This is a genomic window from Leifsonia sp. 10L418, from assembly GCF_056395445.1.
Map to the genome: position 1 here is coordinate 248,699 of NZ_JBFTJN010000006.1, position 19,944 is coordinate 268,642.

The 19,944-nt window shown below is 66.4% G+C and carries 19 protein-coding genes; 11 read left to right on the forward strand and 8 right to left on the reverse strand.

What is annotated here, in order from left to right; genetic code table 11:
• Positions 1–52: 52 nt before the first annotated feature.
• A complete protein-coding gene (locus tag AC1DCF_RS13850) occupies positions 53–778 on the forward strand; it encodes a hypothetical protein (RefSeq protein ID WP_477211510.1) in 726 nt (241 codons plus the stop codon).
• Between the two features lie 111 nt (positions 779–889).
• On the opposite strand, the gene AC1DCF_RS13855 is transcribed toward AC1DCF_RS13850, so the two are convergent.
• Both AC1DCF_RS13855 and AC1DCF_RS13860 read right to left on the reverse strand, forming a co-directional pair.
• Entirely contained in the window at positions 890–2,668 is a 1,779-nt protein-coding gene (locus AC1DCF_RS13855) for an acetyl/propionyl/methylcrotonyl-CoA carboxylase subunit alpha (protein WP_477211511.1), read from the reverse strand.
• A gap of 128 nt (positions 2,669–2,796) precedes the next feature.
• Complete coding sequence (locus tag AC1DCF_RS13860; RefSeq protein ID WP_477211512.1) at positions 2,797–3,462, reverse strand: Maf family protein; 666 nt, start codon at positions 3,460–3,462, stop codon at positions 2,797–2,799.
• Between the two features lie 57 nt (positions 3,463–3,519).
• On the opposite strand from AC1DCF_RS13860, the gene AC1DCF_RS13865 reads away from it, so the two are divergent.
• Genes AC1DCF_RS13865 through AC1DCF_RS13880 form a run of 4 tightly spaced genes read left to right on the forward strand, consistent with a single transcriptional unit; the run spans position 3,520 to position 8,076 of the window.
• Complete coding sequence (locus AC1DCF_RS13865; protein ID WP_441791786.1) at positions 3,520–4,848, forward strand: class I SAM-dependent RNA methyltransferase; 1,329 nt, start codon at positions 3,520–3,522, stop codon at positions 4,846–4,848.
• Between the two features lie 48 nt (positions 4,849–4,896).
• Entirely contained in the window at positions 4,897–5,598 is a 702-nt protein-coding gene (locus tag AC1DCF_RS13870) for a response regulator transcription factor (RefSeq protein ID WP_441791787.1), read from the forward strand.
• Positions 5,599–5,647: 49 nt separating this feature from the next.
• Positions 5,648–7,015 carry a sensor histidine kinase gene (locus tag AC1DCF_RS13875; RefSeq protein WP_477211513.1) on the forward strand — a complete coding sequence of 456 codons (1,368 nt, stop codon included), beginning with the start codon at positions 5,648–5,650 and terminating at the stop codon, positions 7,013–7,015.
• Positions 7,012–8,076, forward strand: a complete 1,065-nt coding sequence (locus tag AC1DCF_RS13880) for a hypothetical protein (RefSeq protein ID WP_477211514.1) — start codon at positions 7,012–7,014, stop codon at positions 8,074–8,076. Before AC1DCF_RS13875 ends, AC1DCF_RS13880 begins: the two co-directional genes overlap by 4 nt.
• Before the next feature lie 270 nt (positions 8,077–8,346).
• Here the strand turns inward: AC1DCF_RS13880 and AC1DCF_RS13885 are convergent, their stop codons facing one another.
• Both AC1DCF_RS13885 and AC1DCF_RS13890 read right to left on the reverse strand, forming a co-directional pair.
• Positions 8,347–8,586, reverse strand: a complete 240-nt coding sequence (locus tag AC1DCF_RS13885) for an acyl-CoA carboxylase subunit epsilon (RefSeq protein WP_477211515.1) — start codon at positions 8,584–8,586, stop codon at positions 8,347–8,349.
• A gap of 8 nt (positions 8,587–8,594) precedes the next feature.
• On the reverse strand, positions 8,595–10,166 hold the full coding sequence (locus AC1DCF_RS13890; protein ID WP_477211572.1) for an acyl-CoA carboxylase subunit beta: 1,572 nt from the start codon (positions 10,164–10,166) through the stop codon (positions 8,595–8,597).
• 242 nt (positions 10,167–10,408) lie between these two features.
• On the opposite strand from AC1DCF_RS13890, the gene AC1DCF_RS13895 reads away from it, so the two are divergent.
• Positions 10,409–11,287 carry a biotin--[acetyl-CoA-carboxylase] ligase gene (locus AC1DCF_RS13895; protein ID WP_477211516.1) on the forward strand — a complete coding sequence of 293 codons (879 nt, stop codon included), beginning with the start codon at positions 10,409–10,411 and terminating at the stop codon, positions 11,285–11,287.
• 23 nt (positions 11,288–11,310) lie between these two features.
• On the forward strand, positions 11,311–11,850 hold the full coding sequence (locus AC1DCF_RS13900; protein WP_477211517.1) for a PH domain-containing protein: 540 nt from the start codon (positions 11,311–11,313) through the stop codon (positions 11,848–11,850).
• 18 nt (positions 11,851–11,868) lie between these two features.
• Here the strand turns inward: AC1DCF_RS13900 and AC1DCF_RS13905 are convergent, their stop codons facing one another.
• Positions 11,869–12,441 carry a GtrA family protein gene (locus AC1DCF_RS13905; RefSeq protein WP_477211518.1) on the reverse strand — a complete coding sequence of 191 codons (573 nt, stop codon included), beginning with the start codon at positions 12,439–12,441 and terminating at the stop codon, positions 11,869–11,871.
• 156 nt (positions 12,442–12,597) lie between these two features.
• Between AC1DCF_RS13905 and AC1DCF_RS13910 the strand changes: the two genes are divergently transcribed.
• The 3 genes from AC1DCF_RS13910 to AC1DCF_RS13920 are packed head-to-tail and all read left to right on the forward strand — an operon-like array spanning position 12,598 to position 15,701.
• On the forward strand, positions 12,598–13,734 hold the full coding sequence (locus AC1DCF_RS13910) for a 5-(carboxyamino)imidazole ribonucleotide synthase (protein ID WP_477211519.1): 1,137 nt from the start codon (positions 12,598–12,600) through the stop codon (positions 13,732–13,734).
• Positions 13,735–13,773: 39 nt separating this feature from the next.
• A complete protein-coding gene (purE, locus tag AC1DCF_RS13915) occupies positions 13,774–14,343 on the forward strand; it encodes a 5-(carboxyamino)imidazole ribonucleotide mutase (protein ID WP_477211573.1) in 570 nt (189 codons plus the stop codon).
• A complete protein-coding gene (locus tag AC1DCF_RS13920) occupies positions 14,340–15,701 on the forward strand; it encodes an LCP family protein (RefSeq protein WP_477211520.1) in 1,362 nt (453 codons plus the stop codon). The genes purE and AC1DCF_RS13920 overlap by 4 nt, the downstream gene beginning before the upstream one ends.
• 90 nt (positions 15,702–15,791) lie before the next feature.
• Here AC1DCF_RS13920 and AC1DCF_RS13925 read toward each other — a convergent pair whose 3' ends face one another.
• Positions 15,792–16,778 carry a nitrilase family protein gene (locus tag AC1DCF_RS13925; protein ID WP_477211521.1) on the reverse strand — a complete coding sequence of 329 codons (987 nt, stop codon included), beginning with the start codon at positions 16,776–16,778 and terminating at the stop codon, positions 15,792–15,794.
• Between the two features lie 169 nt (positions 16,779–16,947).
• Here AC1DCF_RS13925 and AC1DCF_RS13930 point away from each other — a divergent pair, with 169 nt between their 5' ends.
• Positions 16,948–17,835 carry a LysR family transcriptional regulator gene (locus AC1DCF_RS13930; RefSeq protein WP_477211522.1) on the forward strand — a complete coding sequence of 296 codons (888 nt, stop codon included), beginning with the start codon at positions 16,948–16,950 and terminating at the stop codon, positions 17,833–17,835.
• 90 nt (positions 17,836–17,925) lie between these two features.
• Here the strand turns inward: AC1DCF_RS13930 and AC1DCF_RS13935 are convergent, their stop codons facing one another.
• A complete protein-coding gene (locus AC1DCF_RS13935; RefSeq protein ID WP_477211523.1) occupies positions 17,926–19,092 on the reverse strand; it encodes a glycosyltransferase family 4 protein in 1,167 nt (388 codons plus the stop codon).
• On the reverse strand, positions 19,089–19,943 hold the full coding sequence (gene rfbD / locus AC1DCF_RS13940; RefSeq protein WP_477211524.1) for a dTDP-4-dehydrorhamnose reductase: 855 nt from the start codon (positions 19,941–19,943) through the stop codon (positions 19,089–19,091). The genes AC1DCF_RS13935 and rfbD overlap by 4 nt, the downstream gene beginning before the upstream one ends.
• Between the last annotated feature and the right edge of the window lies 1 nt (position 19,944).

Consider the following 19,944-nt stretch of genomic DNA (forward strand, 5'->3'; position numbering starts at 1 on the left):
TCGCAGCGGCCAGACGCCCTCTCGGGCAGACTTCGGGAGGGAGGGAACCACAATGATGCACCACATACGATCTTTGGTCGGTGCGGTCGTGCTCGTCGCCGTGCTGTCGAGCTGCACGTCCGCGCCGCCGAAACCGGATGCGAGCGTTCCGAGCGGCGACGCGGTCGCCCCGAATTCTGCGGCACCGACGACAACACCGAGGGCGACGCCGAGCGCAACCCCGACGGCCGAGCCGGTCAACCCGTTGGCGGCAGTGTCGGCCGTGATTGTGCGGCCGGAGAACCTCGACCTCAACGACGCGACCGGTGCGACCATCCGTGCCCTCTCGTACGATTCTGAAGCCGACGAGTTCGTCGCGGCGATGAGCCTCGTGCTGGGCGCTGGACCGACGGTCACCGAGCATCGCGGTGGCCACGAGTGGTCGCCGTGGACGCAGTACGACTGGCCAGGACTCCAAGTGAATGACGACCACGAGGGCGGTGATTTCGAGCAAGACATGAACCTCTCGGTGAGATTCGAGGCGCCGACCGTCGGACAGGGCGTCTCCGTCGCGACGATCCAGGGCTTCCAGCCCGGCGGCGATCTCGCCTGGCTCGCCGACTGGATGGACGAAACGTATACCCCGGGCGGCAGCAACCAGATTCAGGCCGAGCGTGGCCCGGATATCGGACCACGTAACTTTCCCGAGTACGCGAACGCGAACTCTGTCGCCGGTCAGGATTTCACCGGAACCACCGTCATCTTCGCGCCCTGGAACTTCGGCATCGGTCACGTCTGATCCGTCGCCGTCGCGCGTCGCGACATCCGTGAGACCAGAGCGTGACAGACGAAAGGGGCGGTGCGAGGAAGAATCTTCCTCGCACCGCCCCTTTGGTGTAGCTCGGCTGAGTTAGGCAGCCGCCGCATCGACGACGGTCAGCAGCAGGTGCCCCGACGACACGGTCGAACCGACCACAGCAGCCACAGCGCCGACGATGCCGTCTTTGTGTGCGGTCATCGGCTGTTCCATCTTCATTGCCTCAAGCACCAGAAGCAGGTCGCCCTTGACGACGGTGTCGCCCTCGGAGACGAGCAGTTTCACTACGGTCGCCTGCATGGGAGCCTTCACGGCATCACCGGTTGCGGTGTTGACCGAGTGGCTGCCTCCGCGGCGCCGCGGCGCCGGTCCGGCCGTCGAAGCGGATGCTGCGCCCGGCAGCAGGCGCGTCGGCATCGTCACTTCGATGCGTCGGCCTTCGACCTCGACGACAACGCTGTGTCGCTTCTCCGGTGCGGCCACGTCGCCCTGAGTGCCGCTCCACGGCTCGATGTCATTCTCGAACTCGGTCTCGATCCAGCGGGTGTACACCGAGAACGGCGAGCCGTCGGTCGGCGCAAACGCGGGGTCGCGCACGATCTTGCGGTGGAACGGGAGCACGGTCGGCAGGCCGGCGACCTCGAACTCGTCCAGCGCCCGGCGCGAACGCTCGAGTGCCTCTTCGCGGGTCGCACCGGTGACGATCAGTTTGGCGAGCAGCGAGTCGAACGATCCGGAGATCACATCGCCGGACTGCACGCCGGTGTCAACGCGCACACCGGGGCCGCCGGCGGGCCGGAAGACATGAACGGGTCCCGGGGCCGGGAAGAAGCCGCGACCGGCATCCTCGCCGTTGATGCGGAACTCAAAAGAGTGACCGGTGGCGACGGGGTCGTCGTAGTCGAGAACACCGCCGGCGGCCAGACGGAACTGTTCGCGCACGAGGTCGATGCCGGTGATTTCCTCGGAAACCGGGTGCTCGACCTGCAGGCGGGTGTTGACCTCCAGGAACGAGACGGTGCCGTCCTGGCCGATCAGAAACTCGCAGGTGCCGGCGCCCACGTAGTTGACCTCGCGGAGGATGGCCTTCGACGCACGGTACAGCAGGGCGGTCTGCTCGTCGCTCAGGAACGGCGCGGGCGCCTCTTCGACGAGCTTCTGGTGGCGGCGCTGCAGCGAGCAGTCGCGGGTCGACACGACGACGACGTTGCCATGCGCATCGGCCAGGCACTGGGTTTCGACATGGCGGGGGGAGTCGAGGTACTTCTCAACGAAGCACTCGCCGCGACCGAACGCGGTGATCGCTTCGCGGGTGGCCGAGTCGAAGAGTTCGGCAACCTCGTCGCGGGTGCGAGCGACCTTGAGGCCGCGTCCGCCGCCACCGAAGGCCGCCTTGATGGCAACCGGGAGACCATGCAGGTCGACGAAGTCGAGAACCTCGGCGGCATTCGCCACCGGGTTGAGCGTGCCGGGAGCCAGGGGGGCACCCACCTTCTGGGCGACGTGCCGGGCGGACACCTTGTCGCCGAGCTGCTCGATCGCCTCGGGGGAGGGTCCGATCCAGATCAGGCCGGCATCGATCACGGCCCGGGCGAAGTCGGCGTTCTCCGCGAGAAAGCCGTAGCCGGGGTGAACCGCGTCAGCGCCGGAGCGGCGGGCGATCGAGAGGATCTTGTCGATGACGAGATACGTTTCGGCGCTGGTCGTGCCGTCGAGCCCGTAGGCCTCGTCGGCGAGACGCGCGTGCATGGCATCGCGATCCTGGTCGGCGTAGACCGCGACAGAGAGGATGCCGCTGTCTTTGGCAGCCCGGATGACCCGGACGGCGATCTCGCCCCGGTTGGCGATGAGGACCTTCGTTATGCGAGACACAATGATCTAGCTTAGGGCGAGTCGGAGCCGCCCCTTTGGTTCAGTCCAACAAAATAACCGGGTCAAGCACTGCGGATGCCTACAACGAGTGCCCAGTGGACCCGGCGGTCCCTGGGTGAACGCCGAACTCAGGTCGCGCGATTCCAGAGGCTCGGCCAGTCATGGCCGAGTTGGCGCACCAGCCGGCGCAGAGTCGGTAATGACAATCCGACCACGGTCGACGGGTCACCGGCGATGGCACTGATGAACGGGGCGCCCAGACTGTCGATCGTGAACGCACCGGCGACGAAGAGCGGCTCGCCGGTTGCGATGTAGGCGTCGAGTTCCGAATCGGTGATGTCGTCGGCGAAGGTGACCTGGGCGACGGCGACGGCACCGCACGCGCGACCCACGATGCCGTCGACGACCTCGACCAGCCAGTGACCCGAGTACAGCTGGCCGGTGCGTCCCCGCTGTAGACGCCAGCGCTCCGCGGCCTTCTCGGCCGTATGCGGTTTGCCGTAGATGACGCCGTCGAGTACGAAGACCGAGTCGCCGCCGAGGACCAGCCCGTCAACGGGAGGCGCCGACACCGCTCCGGCGTCGCCGGTCAGCATGTCGACGACCGCTTCGGCTTTCGCCTGAGCAAGCAACTGCACCACGTCACCTGGCCCGAGCTGCACCCCCGCGGCCGCGGCCGCGGCATCCGCCACCGCGGTCTCGTCGACCTCGGGGGCCAGGGTGACGGGTTCGATTCCGGCCGAACGGAGCAACATCAAACGCGCAGGAGATGTGGAGGCAAGGTACAGATGCATGGGATTCCTTCCGGGGCGGGTGATGCAGGGGCCCAGGCAGTGTGGGATGCTCGAGATATGGGTACGAGCAATAACAATCAGACCGACAATAATGAACGACGAAGCGAACCCGGTGTCGTCGGAGCCGAGCTCGAACTCGACGTCACAAACGTAGCTCACGGCGGCATTTTCGTCGCCCGTCACGAGGGCCGCGTGGTCTTCGTCAACGACACACTTCCGGGAGAGCGCGTACGCGTGCGACTCACCGACGCAAACAAGAAGAGCTTCTGGCGCGCCGAGACCGTCGAGGTGCTGGAGGCCGCCCCCGAGCGTCAGCCGCACGTCTGGGCCGCAGCCTCCGTCGAACGCGCCCCGCAGGATCGCGCCGGTGGCGCCGAGTTCGGCCACATCGAGCTGACCCACCAGCGCGAGCTCAAGCGCCAGGTATTGGCCGACGCATTCAAGCGCATGGCCGGCATCGAGACGGATGTCGTCGTCGAGGCCGTGTCCGCCGGCGAGAACGCCTCCCCGGGTGCCGACCTCGACGGAACCGGCTGGCGCACCCGCGTGCGCCTGCAGGTCGCCGAGGATGGCCGGGTCGGCCCGTACGCCTCGCGCTCACACCGTGTGATCTCGGTCGACGACCTGCCGTTGGCCGCTCACGCCGTCGAGATGGCAGCGCCACTCGACGAGTTCTACAAGGGCGCGGCATCCGTCGATGTCGTTGCTCCGAGCACCGGGCGGGTGCAGATCGTCGTCGCCGAACGCGACGCCAAGGGCAAGCGCGTTCCCACCCCTCCGCGCACCATCATCGAGCGTGTCGGCAACCGTGAGTTCCAGCTTGACGTGTCGGGTTTCTGGCAGGTGCACTCCCGCGCCGCGGAGACGCTGACGAGCGCCGTTCAGGACGCCATCGACGCGTCACTGTTCGACCCGCGTGCCGACAACCTCGACCTGTACGGCGGTGTCGGCCTTCTCGCCGCAGCCGTCGGCGACAAGTTCGGGCCGACGACCCGCATCACCTCGGTTGAAAGCGACCTGCGTGCCACCGAGTTCGCCGGAGAGAACCTCTCCGACTGGGTCGGCGCCAGTGCACAGACCGACCGGGTCGACCGATTCCTCGGCCGCATCGGTCGCGAAGCCAGCGCGGCAGACCGGGCCCGCCAGCAGGCGGCGACCGTGGTGCTCGACCCGCCCCGGTCCGGCGCCGGCAAGGCCGTCGTCGACGCTCTCGGTGCTCTCGCACCGGCACAGATCGTCTACGTCGCGTGCGATCCGGTCGCACTGGCCCGCGACGTGGCGCTGTTCGCCGCGCACGGCTACGAGCTGCAGAAGATGCGCGCATTCGATCTGTTCCCCAACACGCACCATGTTGAAGCGGTCGCTTTGCTTACCCGTCAGCCGTAACTGTCGATACTCTCAATTGATCCAACCAATCCAGAGAATGTAGGCATCGTGACCCTCACCGCACCACGCACCACCGGCAGCGTCGATCGTCCGGTGCGCATCGGCATCGTCGACGACCACGAATCAGTGCGCCTCGGGCTGGCCGCAGCCTGTGAGAAAGCCGGCTACGAAGTCATCCACACGGCGCCGACGGCCAGCGAACTCGTCGCCGGGCTTGCCGGCCAACACTGCGACGTGATCGTGCTCGACCTGTCGCTCGGCGACGGTTCGCGCGTCACTGACAACGTCAAGTTGGCGCAGGATACCGGCGCCTCGGTCTTGGTGCACAGCATCGCCGACCGGGTCGCGCTGGTGCGGGAAGCGCTCGCCGCCGGTGCGGCCGGGGTCATCCCCAAGTCGTCGCCGACCACCACGGTCATCGCCGCGGTCGCCTCCGTGGCCAGGGGCGACGTGCTCAACAACCTGGAGTGGGCGACGGCGATTGACGCCGACCACGCATTCGCCAAAGCCCAGCTGGGGCGGCGTGAGCGGGATGTCCTCCACCTGTACGCCTCCGGCCTCCCACTGAAGATGGTCGCTATGCAGCTGGGCATCGCGCATTCGACAGCGCGTGAGTATCTCGATCGCATCCGAGTGAAGTACGTCGAAGTGGGTCGTCCGGCCCCGACGAAGGTCGACCTGCTGCGTCGCGCCGTCGAGGATGGAATTCTTCCCGGCCTCGACGCCGACAGCGGAAATGGGCGGAGCTAACCCCCCGGTCGCCGCGCACTCGGGTTCGTCCCGAGTGCCGAGTGGCCGGGTGTCCCGTTCCGGTGCCGACGCCGTCGGTGGCAGCGGCTTCGACAGCAGTGCAACGGGGGAGGGGAACCCGGGCGAACGCTTCAGCGTGAAGCCGCCCCGCAACCCCATAAGCCGGGCTCAGATCGAAACGGTGATTTCGCGCTCGGTCGCGGGAGTCGCCCTCGTCTTCTTGCTGCAGAGCCTCATGATGTTCTTCAGCCAACTCGACCAGCGAGTTGCGTTCTGGGCAATCGGGCTCGGCTCGGCCTTCGGCCTCTCCATTCTCGCCCTCGTTGTGTCGTCGATCATCAAGCGCGGCGTCAGCGTGGTGGCGACGACCGTCGCCGCACTCTATTTCCTCGAGCTCGTCACCTGGCCGCTTCTGATGAAAGATCCGACGATCGTGCTCGACGGAGCCCCGTGGCTCTGGTATCTCTGCACCGTCGGCACCTCCTGCGCGGCCATCGCGTTTCCGCTCGTCTGGGCGGCGGCGTACACGGTGGTCATCCCGGTCATCTACGGTGTTCTGCGCACCACTCCCGCGGGCGGCGGCAAGGACATAACCGTGGCCTCGCTCGACGCCGTCTACGCCATCTTGCTCGGCTGCGTGGTTCTGATCATCATTGCTCTGTTGCGCCAGGCCACGGAAACCGTGGATATCGCTCAAACCAACGCGCTGACCAAGTACGCGGTCGCAGTGCGTCAGCACGCGACCGAACTCGAACGTGTCGAAGTCGACTCAATCGTTCACGACAGCGTTTTGACGACCCTGCTGTCGGCGGCCAGCGCGGACACGCCAGAGGCGTCGACTCTTGCCGCATCGATGGCCGGTGACGCGATCGCGCGACTGAGCGATGCGGGGGCAGTGCATCCCGGTGACGATGTCCTCATCCCGGTTACCCGGCTCAGCCATCGCATCCGGGAGGCGGCGGAGGCGTTCGCCAGCCCGTTCACCGTTGTCGAGGAGGAGATCGAGTTTCTCAGCCTGCCGGTGCACGCGAGCGAAGCGCTGTACTCAGCCAGCGTGCAGGCGATGGTCAACAGCACCCGCCACGCCGGCCCCGCCGATCTGACGCGCATCCTGGTGATCAAGGCCAATCTGCAGGGCGGATGCACCGTTGAGATTTCCGACAACGGTGTCGGCTTCGATCCCGCGCAGGTTCCTCACGACCGGCTCGGCCTGCGGGTGTCGATTCTCGAGCGCGTGTCCGGGGCCGGCGGCGCCGTTCGCGTGTGTTCCCGGGTGGGCGAAGGCACCACGATCACCATTGAATGGCCCGGCCCGGATGTCGACCAGAATTCGGTGCTCGGACAGTTCAGCAGCGATGAGATCCCCGCGCTCGGCCTCGACGCCGACGACGACGACGAACGGAGGGTGCACGAGTGATCACCGTCCCGCGCAGTCTCATCCTCTCGCTCGCCGCCTTGTTCTCCGCGTATCACATCGTGCTCGGCGTGTACTCGATCGACGTGCCCGACCGGCCGGGGCCCGTCATCGTCGCGCTGGGCCTCTACGCCGTCGCCACGGTGATCAGCCTCTGGCCTACCTCGCCGATGCGGATGCCGCTGTGGCTGTCGTTCTTCGACCTCGCCGTCTGCGTCGCCCTGCCCCTGCTCGTCGGAAGCACACTCGACGGCACCTCGTCGACCAACGGCTACGCCACCTGGTACGTCGCTGCGGTCGGCACCTTGATGACCATCGTCGCCACACGCAAGAACCAGGTTGTCGCCTGGATCGGTGTCGGCTTTCTCGTCGTGCACACGATCGTCTGGGCCGGTCCGGGCGCACTCGGCTCGCTCGGCGTGGTGGGAAGCGTCGTCTGGGTGACGATCGCCGTGACGCTGTCGCGGGGATTGGCGCGGGCCGGGCGCGACGCGCGCCAGTTCGCGCGTGCGGAACGGGAAGCCACCGAGTGGCAGGCCGCCCAGGAAGCCCACCTCTACGAACGTCAGGTGCGGCTGGAGCACACCAGTCGTCTGGCCGTTCCGATGTTGCGACGCATTGTCGAACGCCACGGGCGCCTGAACGATGTGCAGCGCCAGGAGTGCCGCTATCTCGAGGCAGCCATTCGCGACGAGATTCGCGGGCGCGAGCTGTTGAACGACGAGGTGCGCCGCCAGGTGATGGCGGCCCGCCGACGTGGCGCCATCGTCACGCTGCTCGACGAGGGCGGCCTGGATGACATTCAGGGGCTTGAGCGCGACGCTATCCTCAACGAACTCGCGGCCGCCATCGGCAGCACCGACGCCGACACCATCATCGCCCGCACTGCGGCCGGTGGCGGTACGACGGCCGTGACGGTTGTCGGTTTGCGCAGCACTGACCCGAGCGTCAGTGCACTCGGACAGGACTCGCCCGATGACGAGGTCGACCTCTGGTTGGAGATCCCGCGCAGGGAGCCGGCCGCACTCGAACGTCTGATGAGGGTGTTGGCCGACGAAAAATGAGGAAAGGGGATCAGCCACTGGCCGATCCCCTTCCGGAACTTCGAGTCAACGCGACAACCCGAATGTCACACTGACTCGCCCCCAAAAATTCGCCTGCTTACCCTAGTCGGCGAACTATTGGTGGTGGATCTCGAAGAGATCCACCGAGCACTTACTATGGTGCCGGACTTCCTCGCGGCACCACAGTCGTCATTTAGGGGGACCGTCGAAAAATGCCTTTGTCAAGACCCTTTCGACTGTCTGTCTTGTCGACTATTTGCGATCGGGGCGCTAGCCGGAGAAACCGCGCCATTGCCCGGCACCTGGGCCGAGCGGCGTGCGCAGAACCCGTTGGCTCCGATGCCAGGCGCTCTGCCCGGTGGGCGGCGTGGAACGCAGACTGTCGGATTCCGCCTGCAGCAATCCGCCGAGAACGGCCGACACCGCCGATACCTCGGTGGGGGTGAGGCCCCCGGTCACGAAGGTCAGCCTCGACGAAGCGCCCTCGTCTGTTGCGTTTGTTTCAGTCATGGCGCCGCCTACAGCGGAATGTTCCCGTGCTTCTTGGGCGGCAGACTCGACCGCTTGGTGCGGAGGGCCCGCAGTGCCTTGGTGACAGCCACACGCGTCGTGGCGGGCTCGATGATGCCGTCCAATTCGCCGCGCTCGGCGGCCAGGAACGGGCTCGCCACGTTGTACGTGTATTCGTTGGCGAGGCGCGTGCGCACCGCAGCGACATCCTCGCCGGCGGCTTCCGCGGCCTTGATCTCGGCGCGATACAGAATGTTGACGGCGCCCTGGCCGCCCATCACGGCGATCTCGGCGGTCGGCCAGGCCAAGTTCATGTCGGCACCGAGCTGCTTCGAGCCCATCACGATGTACGCGCCGCCGTAGGCCTTGCGGAGGATCACCGTGATCAGGGGAACAGTCGCCTCGGCGTAGGCGTAGAGCAGTTTCGCTCCGCGACGGATGACGCCGGTCCATTCCTGCTCGGTGCCCGGCAGGTAGCCGGGAACATCGACGAGGGTGAGGATCGGGATCGAGAAGGCGTCACAGAAACGCACGAAACGGGCCGCCTTCTCGCCGGCTTCGATGTTCAGAGTGCCGGCCATCGAGTTGGGCTGGTTGGCCACGATGCCGACCGAGCGGCCCTCGACCCGGGCGAAGCCGACGACGATGTTCGGGGCGAACAGCGGCTGCGTCTCGAGAAAGTCGCCGTGGTCGACGATGTGCTCGATGACGGTCTTCACATCGTACGGCTGGTTCGGCGAGTCGGGGATGATGGTGTTCAGTTTGCGGTCGGCGTCGGTGGTCTCGAGTTCGATCTCACTGTCGAACACCGGCAGCTCGGCCAGGTTGTTGTCGGGCAGAAAGCTGAGCAGCGAACGCGCGTAGTCGAGCGCATCCGGCTCATCGCTGGCCAGGTAGTGCGAGACGCCGGAGATCGTGTTGTGGGTGAGGGCGCCGCCAAGCTCTTCCATGCCCACGTCTTCACCGGTGACGGTCTTGATCACGTCGGGGCCGGTGACGAACATCTGGCTGGTCTTGTCGACCATGATCACGAAGTCGGTCAGGGCGGGGGAGTAGACCGCGCCGCCGGCGGCCGGGCCGCAGATGATCGAGATCTGCGGAATCACGCCGGAGGCCGCGGTGTTGCGACGGAAGATCTCGCCGTACTTGCCGAGCGCGACGACGCCTTCCTGGATGCGGGCTCCGCCCGAGTCGAGGATGCCGATGATCGGAACACCGGTCTTCAAGGCGAGGTCCATCACCTTGATGATCTTCTCGCCGGCGACCTCGCCGAGCGAGCCGCCGAAGATGGTGAAGTCCTGGGAGTAGACGGCCACCTGGCGGCCATGGATGGTGCCGGTTCCGGTGACCACCGCGTCGCCGAACGGACGCTTCTTCTCCATGCCGAACGCGTGGGTGCGGTGACGCACGAACTCGTCGAGCTCGACGAACGAACCGGGGTCGAGCAGCAGAGCGATGCGCTCGCGGGCGGTCATCTTGCCCTTGGCGTGCTGCTTCTCGATGGCTGCTTCACCACTGGCGGTGACGGCCTCGTGGTAGCGGGCCTTCAGATCGGCCAGCTTTCCGGCCGTCGTGTACATATCGGGGGCTTCCGCAGGCGTTTTCACAGTCACGCGTTTCACTCTACCGGCCAGGAGACTGCGCGAACCGTTGACGATTCTCTACAAATCTGGCCCTGAACGCTGGTCGTTTCCCCCTGCGGGTGTGGCTAACTCAGAAGATTTCGTCAGACACGGCGAGAATTAGGCCATATCGGGAGTGATTCGAGAGAATTTCCTGAGTTACCCACACGGTGAGCCACGGGGCAGAGAAAGTAGTGCGCATGGAGTTCTCGCAGAGCCGTCAGGCCGCGACACGGTTCGACCACCTGGCCGAGGCCGGCTCGACCAACGATGTCCTGGTCAGTCACGCCACCGGTTTGGATGCCGCGGCGTGGCCCGATTTCTCGGTCATCGTCACCGACAACCAGACCAGCGGTCGCGGCCGACTCGGCCGTGTCTGGCAAGCCCCGAGCGGCAAGTCGCTGGCCATCTCAGTGTTGCTGCGCCCCACCGGGCTCACCCCCAACGCCTACGGCTGGTTTCCGCTGCTGGCCGGGGCCGCGATGACGCGGGCGGCTCGCTCAATCGTCGAAGACGCCCTTCAGACGCGCGGCACGACGGGGGCGGCAGGTACCTCGCGTGCGGGAGCACCGAGCGAGGCCCCGTTGCGCGAAGAAGAGAACCCCGGCCACGACGTGTCACTCAAGTGGCCGAACGACGTGTTGATCGACGGCTACAAGGTGTCGGGCATCCTCTGCGAGTTGCTCTCCGACGGCCGCGGCCTGGTCATTGGGGCCGGCATCAACGTTTCGCTCGACGAGCACGACCTGCCGACCGTGACTTCGACCTCGCTGCTGTTGGCCACCAACGGCCCGGTCGACCCCGATGATGTTCTCGTGCGGTATCTTCGCGAACTCCGCGCGCTGACCGACGCGTTCATCGCCAGCGGCGGCGACGCCGTGGCGAGCGGGTCCCTGGCCGCCGTCACCGAACTCTGTGGCACGCTCGGCAGCCAGGTGCGGGTTGAGCTGCCCGGCGGCGAAGACCTGCTCGGCGTCGCGACGAGCCTCGACCAGCAGGGCCGCCTCGTGGTCATCGACCAGGCGACCGGCGAAGCCCGATTCGTCGCGGCCGGCGATGTGACTCACCTGCGGTATTAATAGGACATGACTGTGATGGAGATATGACGAAGCGCACCGCTGACGCGTCCGGGCAACCGGCAGCCGTCTCGGCCGAGCGAGTCGTCGCCCGACTTCATCCGCGTGCCCGCCGGCTGTTCTGGCCGGTCGTTCTGCTGCTGGTCGTCTGCGGTGCGACGGGGTACTTCGCCGGCGCCTTCCCCGAGCCGTGGCAGAACGTGGCGCTACTCGTCGGGATGGGCCTGATCGTCTTTTTCGGCTGTTTTCTGCCGTTCCTCTTCTGGCTGACCACGCGCTACACGATCACGACGCGCCGCGTCATCCTGCGCCGGGGATTCTTCGTGCGGGTCAGACAAGAGATTCTGCACAGCCGCGGCTACCACGTCACGGTGCGCACCGGATGGTTGCAGACGCTGTCACGATCGGGTGATGTGCTCATCGACACCGGCCAGGGCCGGCCCATCGTCTTGGCCGACGTACCCAGCGTGTCCCTGGTGCAGCAGACGCTGCATGACCTGATCGAAGAGGCTCAGGCTCCGGGTGAGGCGACGGACGCCGCCGGCTCCGGCCCGGTTCTCGGCTGATCAGTCGCTGACGTCGACTCAGTCGCTGAAGTCGACCGAGCGGGACACCGATGGGGCGTTTCCGCGGAGCGACGACGTCGCCGTGCCGGCGCGAGGCGTTACCGTCGCGGTCGCGGGCGGCGCTTCTGCACCGCCGGAACGGCCAGGGGCGAAGACCCAGTACCGATAGAGCGCAAAGCGGAAGACCGCGCCGAGGAACAGGCCGATCACGTTCGAGGAGATGTTGTCGGCGAGCAGGCTGGTGTAGCCGAGCATGTAGTGCGAGATCCAGAGGCAGGCCAGGCCGATGCCCATACCGGCGATGCTGACCGCGAAGAACTCGAGGCCCTCGCGCAGCGTCTGCGACTGGCGATTCTTACTGAACGTCCAATACCGGTTGCCGATCCAGTTGACCAGGATCGCGAGCACCGTCGAGACGATCTTCGCGTACATCGGGCCGGCATGCACGTTGCTGGGGTCGAAGATCGTGGTGCGCAGCAGGTTGAACACGGCGATGTCGACGACGAAGCCGAGGAGTCCGACTGCACCGAACTTTCCGATCTGTACGCCGAGGGCGAGAAATCGGGAGCGGTTCCACGAGAGAGAAGACATATCAGGGGTCCGGCCGGTTCAGCATTGCAACAACAGTGGGGGAAGATAGAGGTGCTAAAAGAGACTGCGCGCTGGGCAGTCTACGACGCTCCCGAGACGCCTGCCTGAACGCAGACCGACGGCCCTCTGAAAGCTCGCACAGAAATTGGTGGAAACATGACGACCATTGTTGGTGTCATTGGTGGGGGCCAGCTGGCCCGGATGATGATTCCCGCGGCAGTCAATCTCGGCATCGAGATTCGGGTGCTCGCGGAGAGCGACGGTATGTCGGCTGGGCTCGCGGCCTCTGGGGTGGGCGACTACAGAGACCTCGAGGTGGTGCTCGCCTTCGCCGAGACCGTCGATGTGATCACCTTCGACCACGAGCACGTGCCACAGGAGATCCTGCGTGAGCTGGTCAGTCGCGGCATCGCCGTGCATCCCGGCCCCGACGCCCTGCTCTACGCCCAAGACAAGCTGCTGATGCGCGCAAAGCTCACTGAACTCGGACTCCCGGTGCCCGATTGGGCGCGCGTCGAGAACTCCGATCAGCTGGCCGCGTTCTTGGCCGATCATGGCGGCCGTGCTGTCGTCAAGACGGCCAGGGGCGGATACGACGGCAAGGGTGTGCGCGTTGTGCGCCACGCACATGAGGCTGACGACTGGTTTCTGGCGCTCGCCGAAGACGCCAACGGCGGCGCCCTGCTGGTTGAGGAGCTCGTGGAGTTCAAGCGGGAACTGGCGCAGCTTGTTGCCCGCCGTCCCTCCGGCGAGATCGTTTCCTGGCCGGTTGTCGAAACGGTGCAGCGCGATGGCGTCTGCGCCGAGGTCATCGCACCGGCGCCTCACTCGTCTGGCCGAATCGCCGACGTCGCCGAGAGCATCGCGCTCGCGGTGGCCGAGGGCATCGGAGTCACCGGAGTGATGGCTGTCGAACTGTTCGAGACGGTCGACGAGCGCCTTCTGATCAACGAATTGGCCATGCGACCGCACAACAGCGGGCACTGGTCGATGGATGGCTCGACCACCGGTCAGTTCGAGCAGCACTTGCGCGCGGTGCTCGACCTACCGCTCGGCGGCACTGCGGCGCGCGACACCTGGTCTGTCATGGTCAACATCCTGGGCGGGCCGGCGGAGGGGTCGCTCATGGACCGCTACCCGACTGCCCTGGAGGCCTACCCCAGCGTCAAGGTGCACAACTACGGCAAAGACCCCCGGCCCGGCCGCAAGGTCGGTCATGTCACGGCCGGAGGCGATGATCTTGACGACGTCGCGTATCAGGCGCGTGCCACTGCGGCATTTTTTCAGGACTGAACCCATAAGATCGACTGCGTGCCAGTGAACCCGACGCCCCTGACCCCAGCGCCAGCAACCCCCGCGCCAGTCGCCCCTGCGACGACGGATGCGCCGTCCGGCGACTCCGCCGCCTCGCCGGCGGCGCTCGTCGGCGTCGTCATGGGTTCCGACTCCGACTGGAACGTCATGAGCGACGCGGTTCAGGTATTGCGCGACTTCGGCGTGCCCTGCGAGGTCGACGTGGTGTCTGCGCACCGCACTCCGCAGAAAATGATCGACTACGGGGCATCCGCTCGCGAGCGCGGTCTCAAGGTCATCATCGCCGGGGCCGGCGGCGCAGCCCACCTGCCCGGCATGCTCGCCGCGGTCACCACCCTGCCGGTCGTCGGTGTACCGGTGCCGCTCAGCCGCCTCGATGGCCTGGACTCACTGCTGTCGATCGTGCAGATGCCGGCCGGGGTTCCCGTCGCAACGGTGTCGATCGGCGGCGCGAAGAATGCCGGTTTGATTGCCATCAAGGTGCTGGCCACCGCCGACGATGCGCTGCGCGTCAAACTCGATGAGTATGCGCTCGAGCTTGCGGCACAGGTCGAACAGAAGAGCCGGGATCTCCGATCAAAGCTATGAGCAGTGTGAAGAGCCCCATTCGCTACCCAGAACTCGGCTCCACGACGGTCATGACCAAGCGTGGCTGGTGGCTGGTCGTGTTGAACTTTGTGGTGCCCGGATCCGCCCAGGTACTGGCCGGAAATCGGCGCCTCGGCCGATTCGGCCTCGGCGCGACCCTCACACTCTGGACCCTCGCCCTGCTGCTCGGCGTCGCCTATCTGCTCTGGCCGGCCGCCGTCCTCACGATCTTCACCTCGACCTTCGGCCTCTGGGCCGCGGCCGCGGTCCTAGGTTTCTACGCGGTGATCTGGGTGATCCTGACTCTCGACACGATCCGCCTGGTGAGGCTGGTCAAGGCCGCTCCGAGCGCTCGCCCCTTCATCGCGGGCTGTGCGGCCGTGATGATGATTCTGGTCAGCGGGACTGCGGCGTACGGCGCGTACGTCGCCACCACGGCCAGCGGATTCCTGTCGTCGGTCTTCGTGGCCGGCCCGACGGAGCCACCGGTCGACGGCCGCTACAACATTCTGCTGCTCGGCGGCGACGCCGGGCCCGACCGCGACGGCCTGCGTCCGGACAGCATTTCCGTGGTCAGTATCGACGCTGAGACCGGGCAAGCCACGATGATCGGGCTGCCGCGCGACCTGGAGTCCTTCCCCTTCTCGGCGGGTCCGTTGGCCGATCTCTACCCTGAGGGGTACGGGGCGATCGACGGTTGCGAGGTCGACGTCTGCCAGCTCAACTCGGTTTACACCGAGGTCGAGGTGAAGAGTCCGGAAATGTACCCGGATGCGGAATCGCAGGGCAGTGAACCGGGCATCGAAGGCATGCGTGACGCTGCTCAGGGCATCACCGGTCTTACCATTCAGTACTTCGTGTTGATCGATATGCAGGGCTTCTCCGACCTGATCGATGCCCTCGGCGGTGTCGACATCGATGTCCAGTCCCGCGTGCCGGTACACAGCGACGACACCTTCACCGATGTCGCATTCTGGTTCGAGCCGGGCATGCAACACATGGATGGCTACCACGCGCTCTGGTTCGCTCGCTCGCGCCACGGCACCAGCGACTATGACCGGATGAACCGACAGCACCAGTTGCAAGAAGCGATTCTGGCGCAGGCCAATCCGGCGAATGTGATCTCCAAGTTCGAGGCGGTGGCCAAGGCCGGTACCCAGGTCGTGAAGACCGACATCCCGCAGGGAATGCTCGGTTACTTCGTGAACCTGGCATCGAAGACGAAGACGTTGCCGATCAATGCGGTGAATCTGACGCCGGACAACGACATTGATCCGACCGACCCGGACTTCGATCAGATTCTTCAGATGATCGATACGGCGCTGACCCCGCCTCCGACGGAGTCTCCGGCGCCGTAGCGAACCTCGGTGGTTGAGGAGCGCCCGACGGAGTCGGCCGCGTCTCGAAACCTCGCGAGCCGATCCTCAGACGCACCGATCCTGCCCGTTTTACCCCCGAACGTCGACCGGGAGGGGCGAGAAGCGGGCGGCCCGGGGGTCGAGTTCGTTTCCTTGCCGCTCGGTGAGAATCGCGTAGAGCTCGGGGCGGCGCCCCCGGATCCAGCGTCGGCCGGTCGAGGTGGGGATGAGCCCCAGGTCGAGGTCGGCGGTCACGATTGCTTCGTCGGCCACCCAGGTCTCGGCGATGATGGCACCGTAGGGATCGATGATCATGGCGTTGCCCGTGCGGATTTCGTCGTCATCCCGGCCGACGCCGTTGCTGAAGAGGACGAAAAGCCCGTTGTCGTGGGCACGTGCGGGCAGCCAGCGCAGCAGCCACTCGCGACCGTGCGGCCCGCGGAATGCCGCCTTGATCGCCGCGGGATCGGTCATGCGGTTATCCCAGAGCGTGGCCGGGATCGGTTTCATACCGCGCGGGCTTTGCGAGTTGGTACCGCCGGTCTGGTGGGGCGCGACGAGCACGGTCGCGCCGAGCAGCGCCGTAGCCCGCACGTTCTCGACAAGATTGTTGTCCCAACAGATGAGGATGCCCAGCCGCACGCCCCACGGGGTGTCGAAGACGGTGAACTGTGCGCCGCTCCTGATCGCCTCATGCTCGAACGCGTGGAGCTTGCGGTGGGTGTGCAGGGCGCCATCCGGGAGGCAGACCGAGTAGGAGTTGTAGAGCAGGGCGTCGTCGCCCCGCTCGAGATAGCCGATGCCGATGCCGGCGCCGAGTTCGCGGGCGAGTTCTCGCACCGAGCTGACGTGCGATCCGCCCTCGGGCTCGGCCAGCTCGTGCAGACGTTCGGGAGTCAGGTTCCGCAGATGCCAGTAACCGATCAGGCACATTTCTGGGAACACGACGAGTTGCGCACCATCGGCGACGGCGTCACGCGCCAGTCGGCGGATGGTCGCGAGGTTCGTGTCGGCCTGGTCGGGCACTGCTTCGAACTGCACGACGGAGGCACGGAAGGCTGATGGTTGGTGGGGCACTGGTTCTCCTTGGGGTGCGGGCTCCTTCAAGCGTCGCTGTGACCCGACCCACTGTCCAATGAGTCCTAGTTGAGTTTCGATTCCACCCCGGCATCGATCCGCGATCTGCCTCACCGACGCTAACGATGACGGGAAGGAATGGTTGGCGCAGCGTTGATAGGGTTCGGGAATGGACATTCGACGATTACAAGCCTTCGTCGCCGTCGCCAATCTGGGCCACTTCGGCCGGGCGGCAGAATCGCTGTCGACCACGCAGCCGGCGCTGACCAAACAAATCCAAACGCTTGAGCGGGAGACCGGTACCGTGCTGTTTCACCGCGGCCGTCAGGGCGCGGTGCTCACCGCGGCCGGGCAGACGGTGCTGGCCGACGCGATCGATCTCGTGCGTCGGGCAGACGCCTTGGAACAGCGCATGGAACGCGTGGGCGGGGGACGTGCCGGCCTGCTGAGCGTGGGGTTCGGTATGTCATCGATGAACATCGCGCCGAGGGCGGTTGCCGCATTTCGAGCCGCACATCCGTCGATTGACGTCACGCTCGAGGACATGTCTTCGTCGGCGCAGGTCTCCGCTCTCCGGGAGCGACGGCTGAGCGTCGGGTTCATCCGGCATCCTGTTCCCGCTGATATCGCAACGCGAGTGATCAGCGGCGATCAACTTGCCATCGCGCTACCCCGCGGCGAGGGGAATCCGGGGCTTGACCGCGAGTCCGTGCGCGGCTGGCTCGACGCGCGCCCGCTCATCCGTCTCGTTCCCGCGTGCGGCCCGGGTCTCGCGACTCAGATCGACGACCTGTCCACGGATCTGGGATGCCGGCCCGCGGTCCTGCAGGAGACCTCCGATCTGCTCACGGTGTTGGCGCTTGTTGCTGCCGGGGTCGGCGCAGCGCTCGTTCCGGCGAGCATGTCGGCGATTGTTCCCGATGGGGTGAGGCTCGCGCCGGTCAAGCTCGCTTCTGCCCGCTGGAGCATTGGAGTTGCCTGGCTTCGCGACAGCACCGACCCGTTGATCCCGAGGTTTCTCGACGCCGCTCAGGCCGGCGAATCACTCGGTGGTTGAGGAGCGAGCGCCAGCGAGCGTCTCGAAACCTCGCGAGCCGATCTCAAGATCCGGTCACCAGATCTCGACAAGCTCGATCACCGGCGGAGCCTACAGGTCGGCGTGCAGCTGCCAGACGCGCTCGGCAGAGTCCCGCCAGCTGAACGCCTTCGCGCGGTCGCTGCCGAAGACGCGTAGCCGGTCGGCCAGCTCCCGGTCGCCGAGCACGCGGTCGAGAGCGGCCGCCAATCGCTCCGGGTAGCCGTCGGCGTCGTTGCGCTCGACCACGAAGCCGGCGTCGCCGGCAGTCTCGACGAGTGCCGGCGCATCCGAATGGATCACCGGGGTGCCMATTTTGAATGCCTGGATGATTTGGAGGCCGAATCCCTCGGCCAGGCTCGGCGCCACGAAGACGGCGGCGCGCGACATGATCAACGCCACATTCTCGTCGGAGAGGCCCGAAATGGCCCTCACCCGTCCGGCGGGCAGTCCGGCTTCGTCGGCGACGGCGGCCAGATCGAGCTCGCCCCAGCTATCGGGACCGAGCACGAGGAGGGGAAGATCGGGGGCTCCGGGGCGACCGAGCGCCGCGATCAGCGCCGTGACGGCTTTGCGGGGCTCGAGGGTGCCGGCGGTGAGGATGTACTCGGCCGGTAGGTCGAGTGCGGCCAGGCGCTCGGCGATCAGCTCGTCGGCGAAGCTCCGCGCGAGCTCCGCGCCGGGCAGATGAAAGGTGCGGCTGAGCGCCGGGCCGATCACACGCACCCGATCGCCGAGATCGACGATCTCGGCGAGCTCTGCGGCCACCGCGTGGCTCGGAACGACGACGGCATCCGCGTGCTTGCGGGCGCGTTTCAGCATGCCTTTCGACCACGCGACTGTCGCCGTGGTGAAGGCTTCCGGATGCGATAGCGCAAGGGTGTCATGCACCGTCACGGCGACCTGCGTGCCGCCGTTCACCCGATCGTGGCGGCGGAGCGGGGCCAGCAGGCTCGGGGAATGGATCATTCCCGGGCCGGGGGAGGAGGTGATTCCGAGTTGCCAGGCGGCAGCCAGTTCGCGGCGACCGAGGGTCGTCTTATACAGGCCGGCGAGGCCGGGAAGCCGCTCCTCGATGAGGGAGTACTCCGCCGGGGTCGACGACGAGACAATGCCTTCGACCTCGCAGCCCGCAGGGGCCGCCGTGATCAGTGCCTGCGTGAGCTGCTCGGTGTAACGTCCGATACTGCCGGGCACCGGTGCAATCAGCTGGTCGACGACGACCCGTAGCGTGGTCATACTTCTCCTAAGACTCCCTGTAGCGCAGCAGCTTCGAGTGCGGCCTTCCAGTCGCGCATCGGCTCAAGGCCGGCCAGTTTCCAGGCGTCGTGACCAAGCACCGAGTATGACGGGCGCGGCGCCGGGCGCACGAACTGCGAGCTGTCGGTCGGCTTCACGCGCTCGGGGTCGAGCCCGGCCGCCGCGAAGACGGCGCGCGCGAAGTCGTACCAGCTCGCCACGCCGGAGTTGGTGCCGTGGTAGATCCCGGCCGGAGCGTCGCTGTCGAGCAACGCCACAATCTGGTCGGCCAGGTCGGCGGTCCAGGTCGGCTGACCGAGCTGGTCGTTGACAACGCTGACCGTCTCGTGGGAGCCGGCCAGGCGCAGCATGGTGGTGGCGAAGTTCGGGCCGTGGGCGCCGTAGAGCCAGGCGGTGCGCACGATGAAGCTACGGGCGGGGTTCTCGGCGAGCACGAACTCCTCACCGGCACCCTTCGTGCGGCCGTATGCCGAAATGGGGTCGCGCGGGGTGTTCTCCGCGTATGGCTGCGTGGCGCTGCCGTTGAAGACGTAGTCGGTTGAAACCTGCACGAGGCGGGCCTGCTGGACGGATGCCGCCACAGCGAGGTTCCGGGCCCCCACAGCATTCACCGCATAGGCGGCGTCTTCGTGCGACTCAGCGTCATCGACCTTGGTGTAGGCCGATGCGTTGATGATCACATCGTGGCCGGCCGCGGCATCCGTCACCGCCGAGAGGTCGGTGACATCAAGATTGGCCCGGCCGAGAGCCGTGACCTCGCGCCCGGCGAGGGCGCTCTGCAAGTCTCGGCCGAGCATTCCGGCAGCGCCGGCAATCAGGTAACGGGTCATG

What these genes read in the sequence shown, in the direction of transcription:
- AC1DCF_RS13850 (WP_477211510.1), top strand. Translation starts at nt 53, where the DNA reads ATGATGCACCACATACGATCTTTGGTCGGTGCGGTCGTGCTCGTCGCC.
- AC1DCF_RS13860 (WP_477211512.1), bottom strand. Translation starts at nt 3,462, where the DNA reads ATGCATCTGTACCTTGCCTCCACATCTCCTGCGCGTTTGATGTTGCTC.
- AC1DCF_RS13865 (WP_441791786.1), top strand. Translation starts at nt 3,520, where the DNA reads ATGGGTACGAGCAATAACAATCAGACCGACAATAATGAACGACGAAGC.
- AC1DCF_RS13885 (WP_477211515.1), bottom strand. Translation starts at nt 8,586, where the DNA reads ATGACTGAAACAAACGCAACAGACGAGGGCGCTTCGTCGAGGCTGACC.
- AC1DCF_RS13890 (WP_477211572.1), bottom strand. Translation starts at nt 10,166, where the DNA reads ATGTACACGACGGCCGGAAAGCTGGCCGATCTGAAGGCCCGCTACCAC.
- AC1DCF_RS13895 (WP_477211516.1), top strand. Translation starts at nt 10,409, where the DNA reads ATGGAGTTCTCGCAGAGCCGTCAGGCCGCGACACGGTTCGACCACCTG.
- AC1DCF_RS13900 (WP_477211517.1), top strand. Translation starts at nt 11,311, where the DNA reads ATGACGAAGCGCACCGCTGACGCGTCCGGGCAACCGGCAGCCGTCTCG.
- AC1DCF_RS13905 (WP_477211518.1), bottom strand. Translation starts at nt 12,441, where the DNA reads ATGTCTTCTCTCTCGTGGAACCGCTCCCGATTTCTCGCCCTCGGCGTA.
- AC1DCF_RS13910 (WP_477211519.1), top strand. Translation starts at nt 12,598, where the DNA reads ATGACGACCATTGTTGGTGTCATTGGTGGGGGCCAGCTGGCCCGGATG.
- AC1DCF_RS13920 (WP_477211520.1), top strand. Translation starts at nt 14,340, where the DNA reads ATGAGCAGTGTGAAGAGCCCCATTCGCTACCCAGAACTCGGCTCCACG.
- AC1DCF_RS13930 (WP_477211522.1), top strand. Translation starts at nt 16,948, where the DNA reads ATGGACATTCGACGATTACAAGCCTTCGTCGCCGTCGCCAATCTGGGC.
- rfbD (WP_477211524.1), bottom strand. Translation starts at nt 19,943, where the DNA reads ATGACCCGTTACCTGATTGCCGGCGCTGCCGGAATGCTCGGCCGAGAC.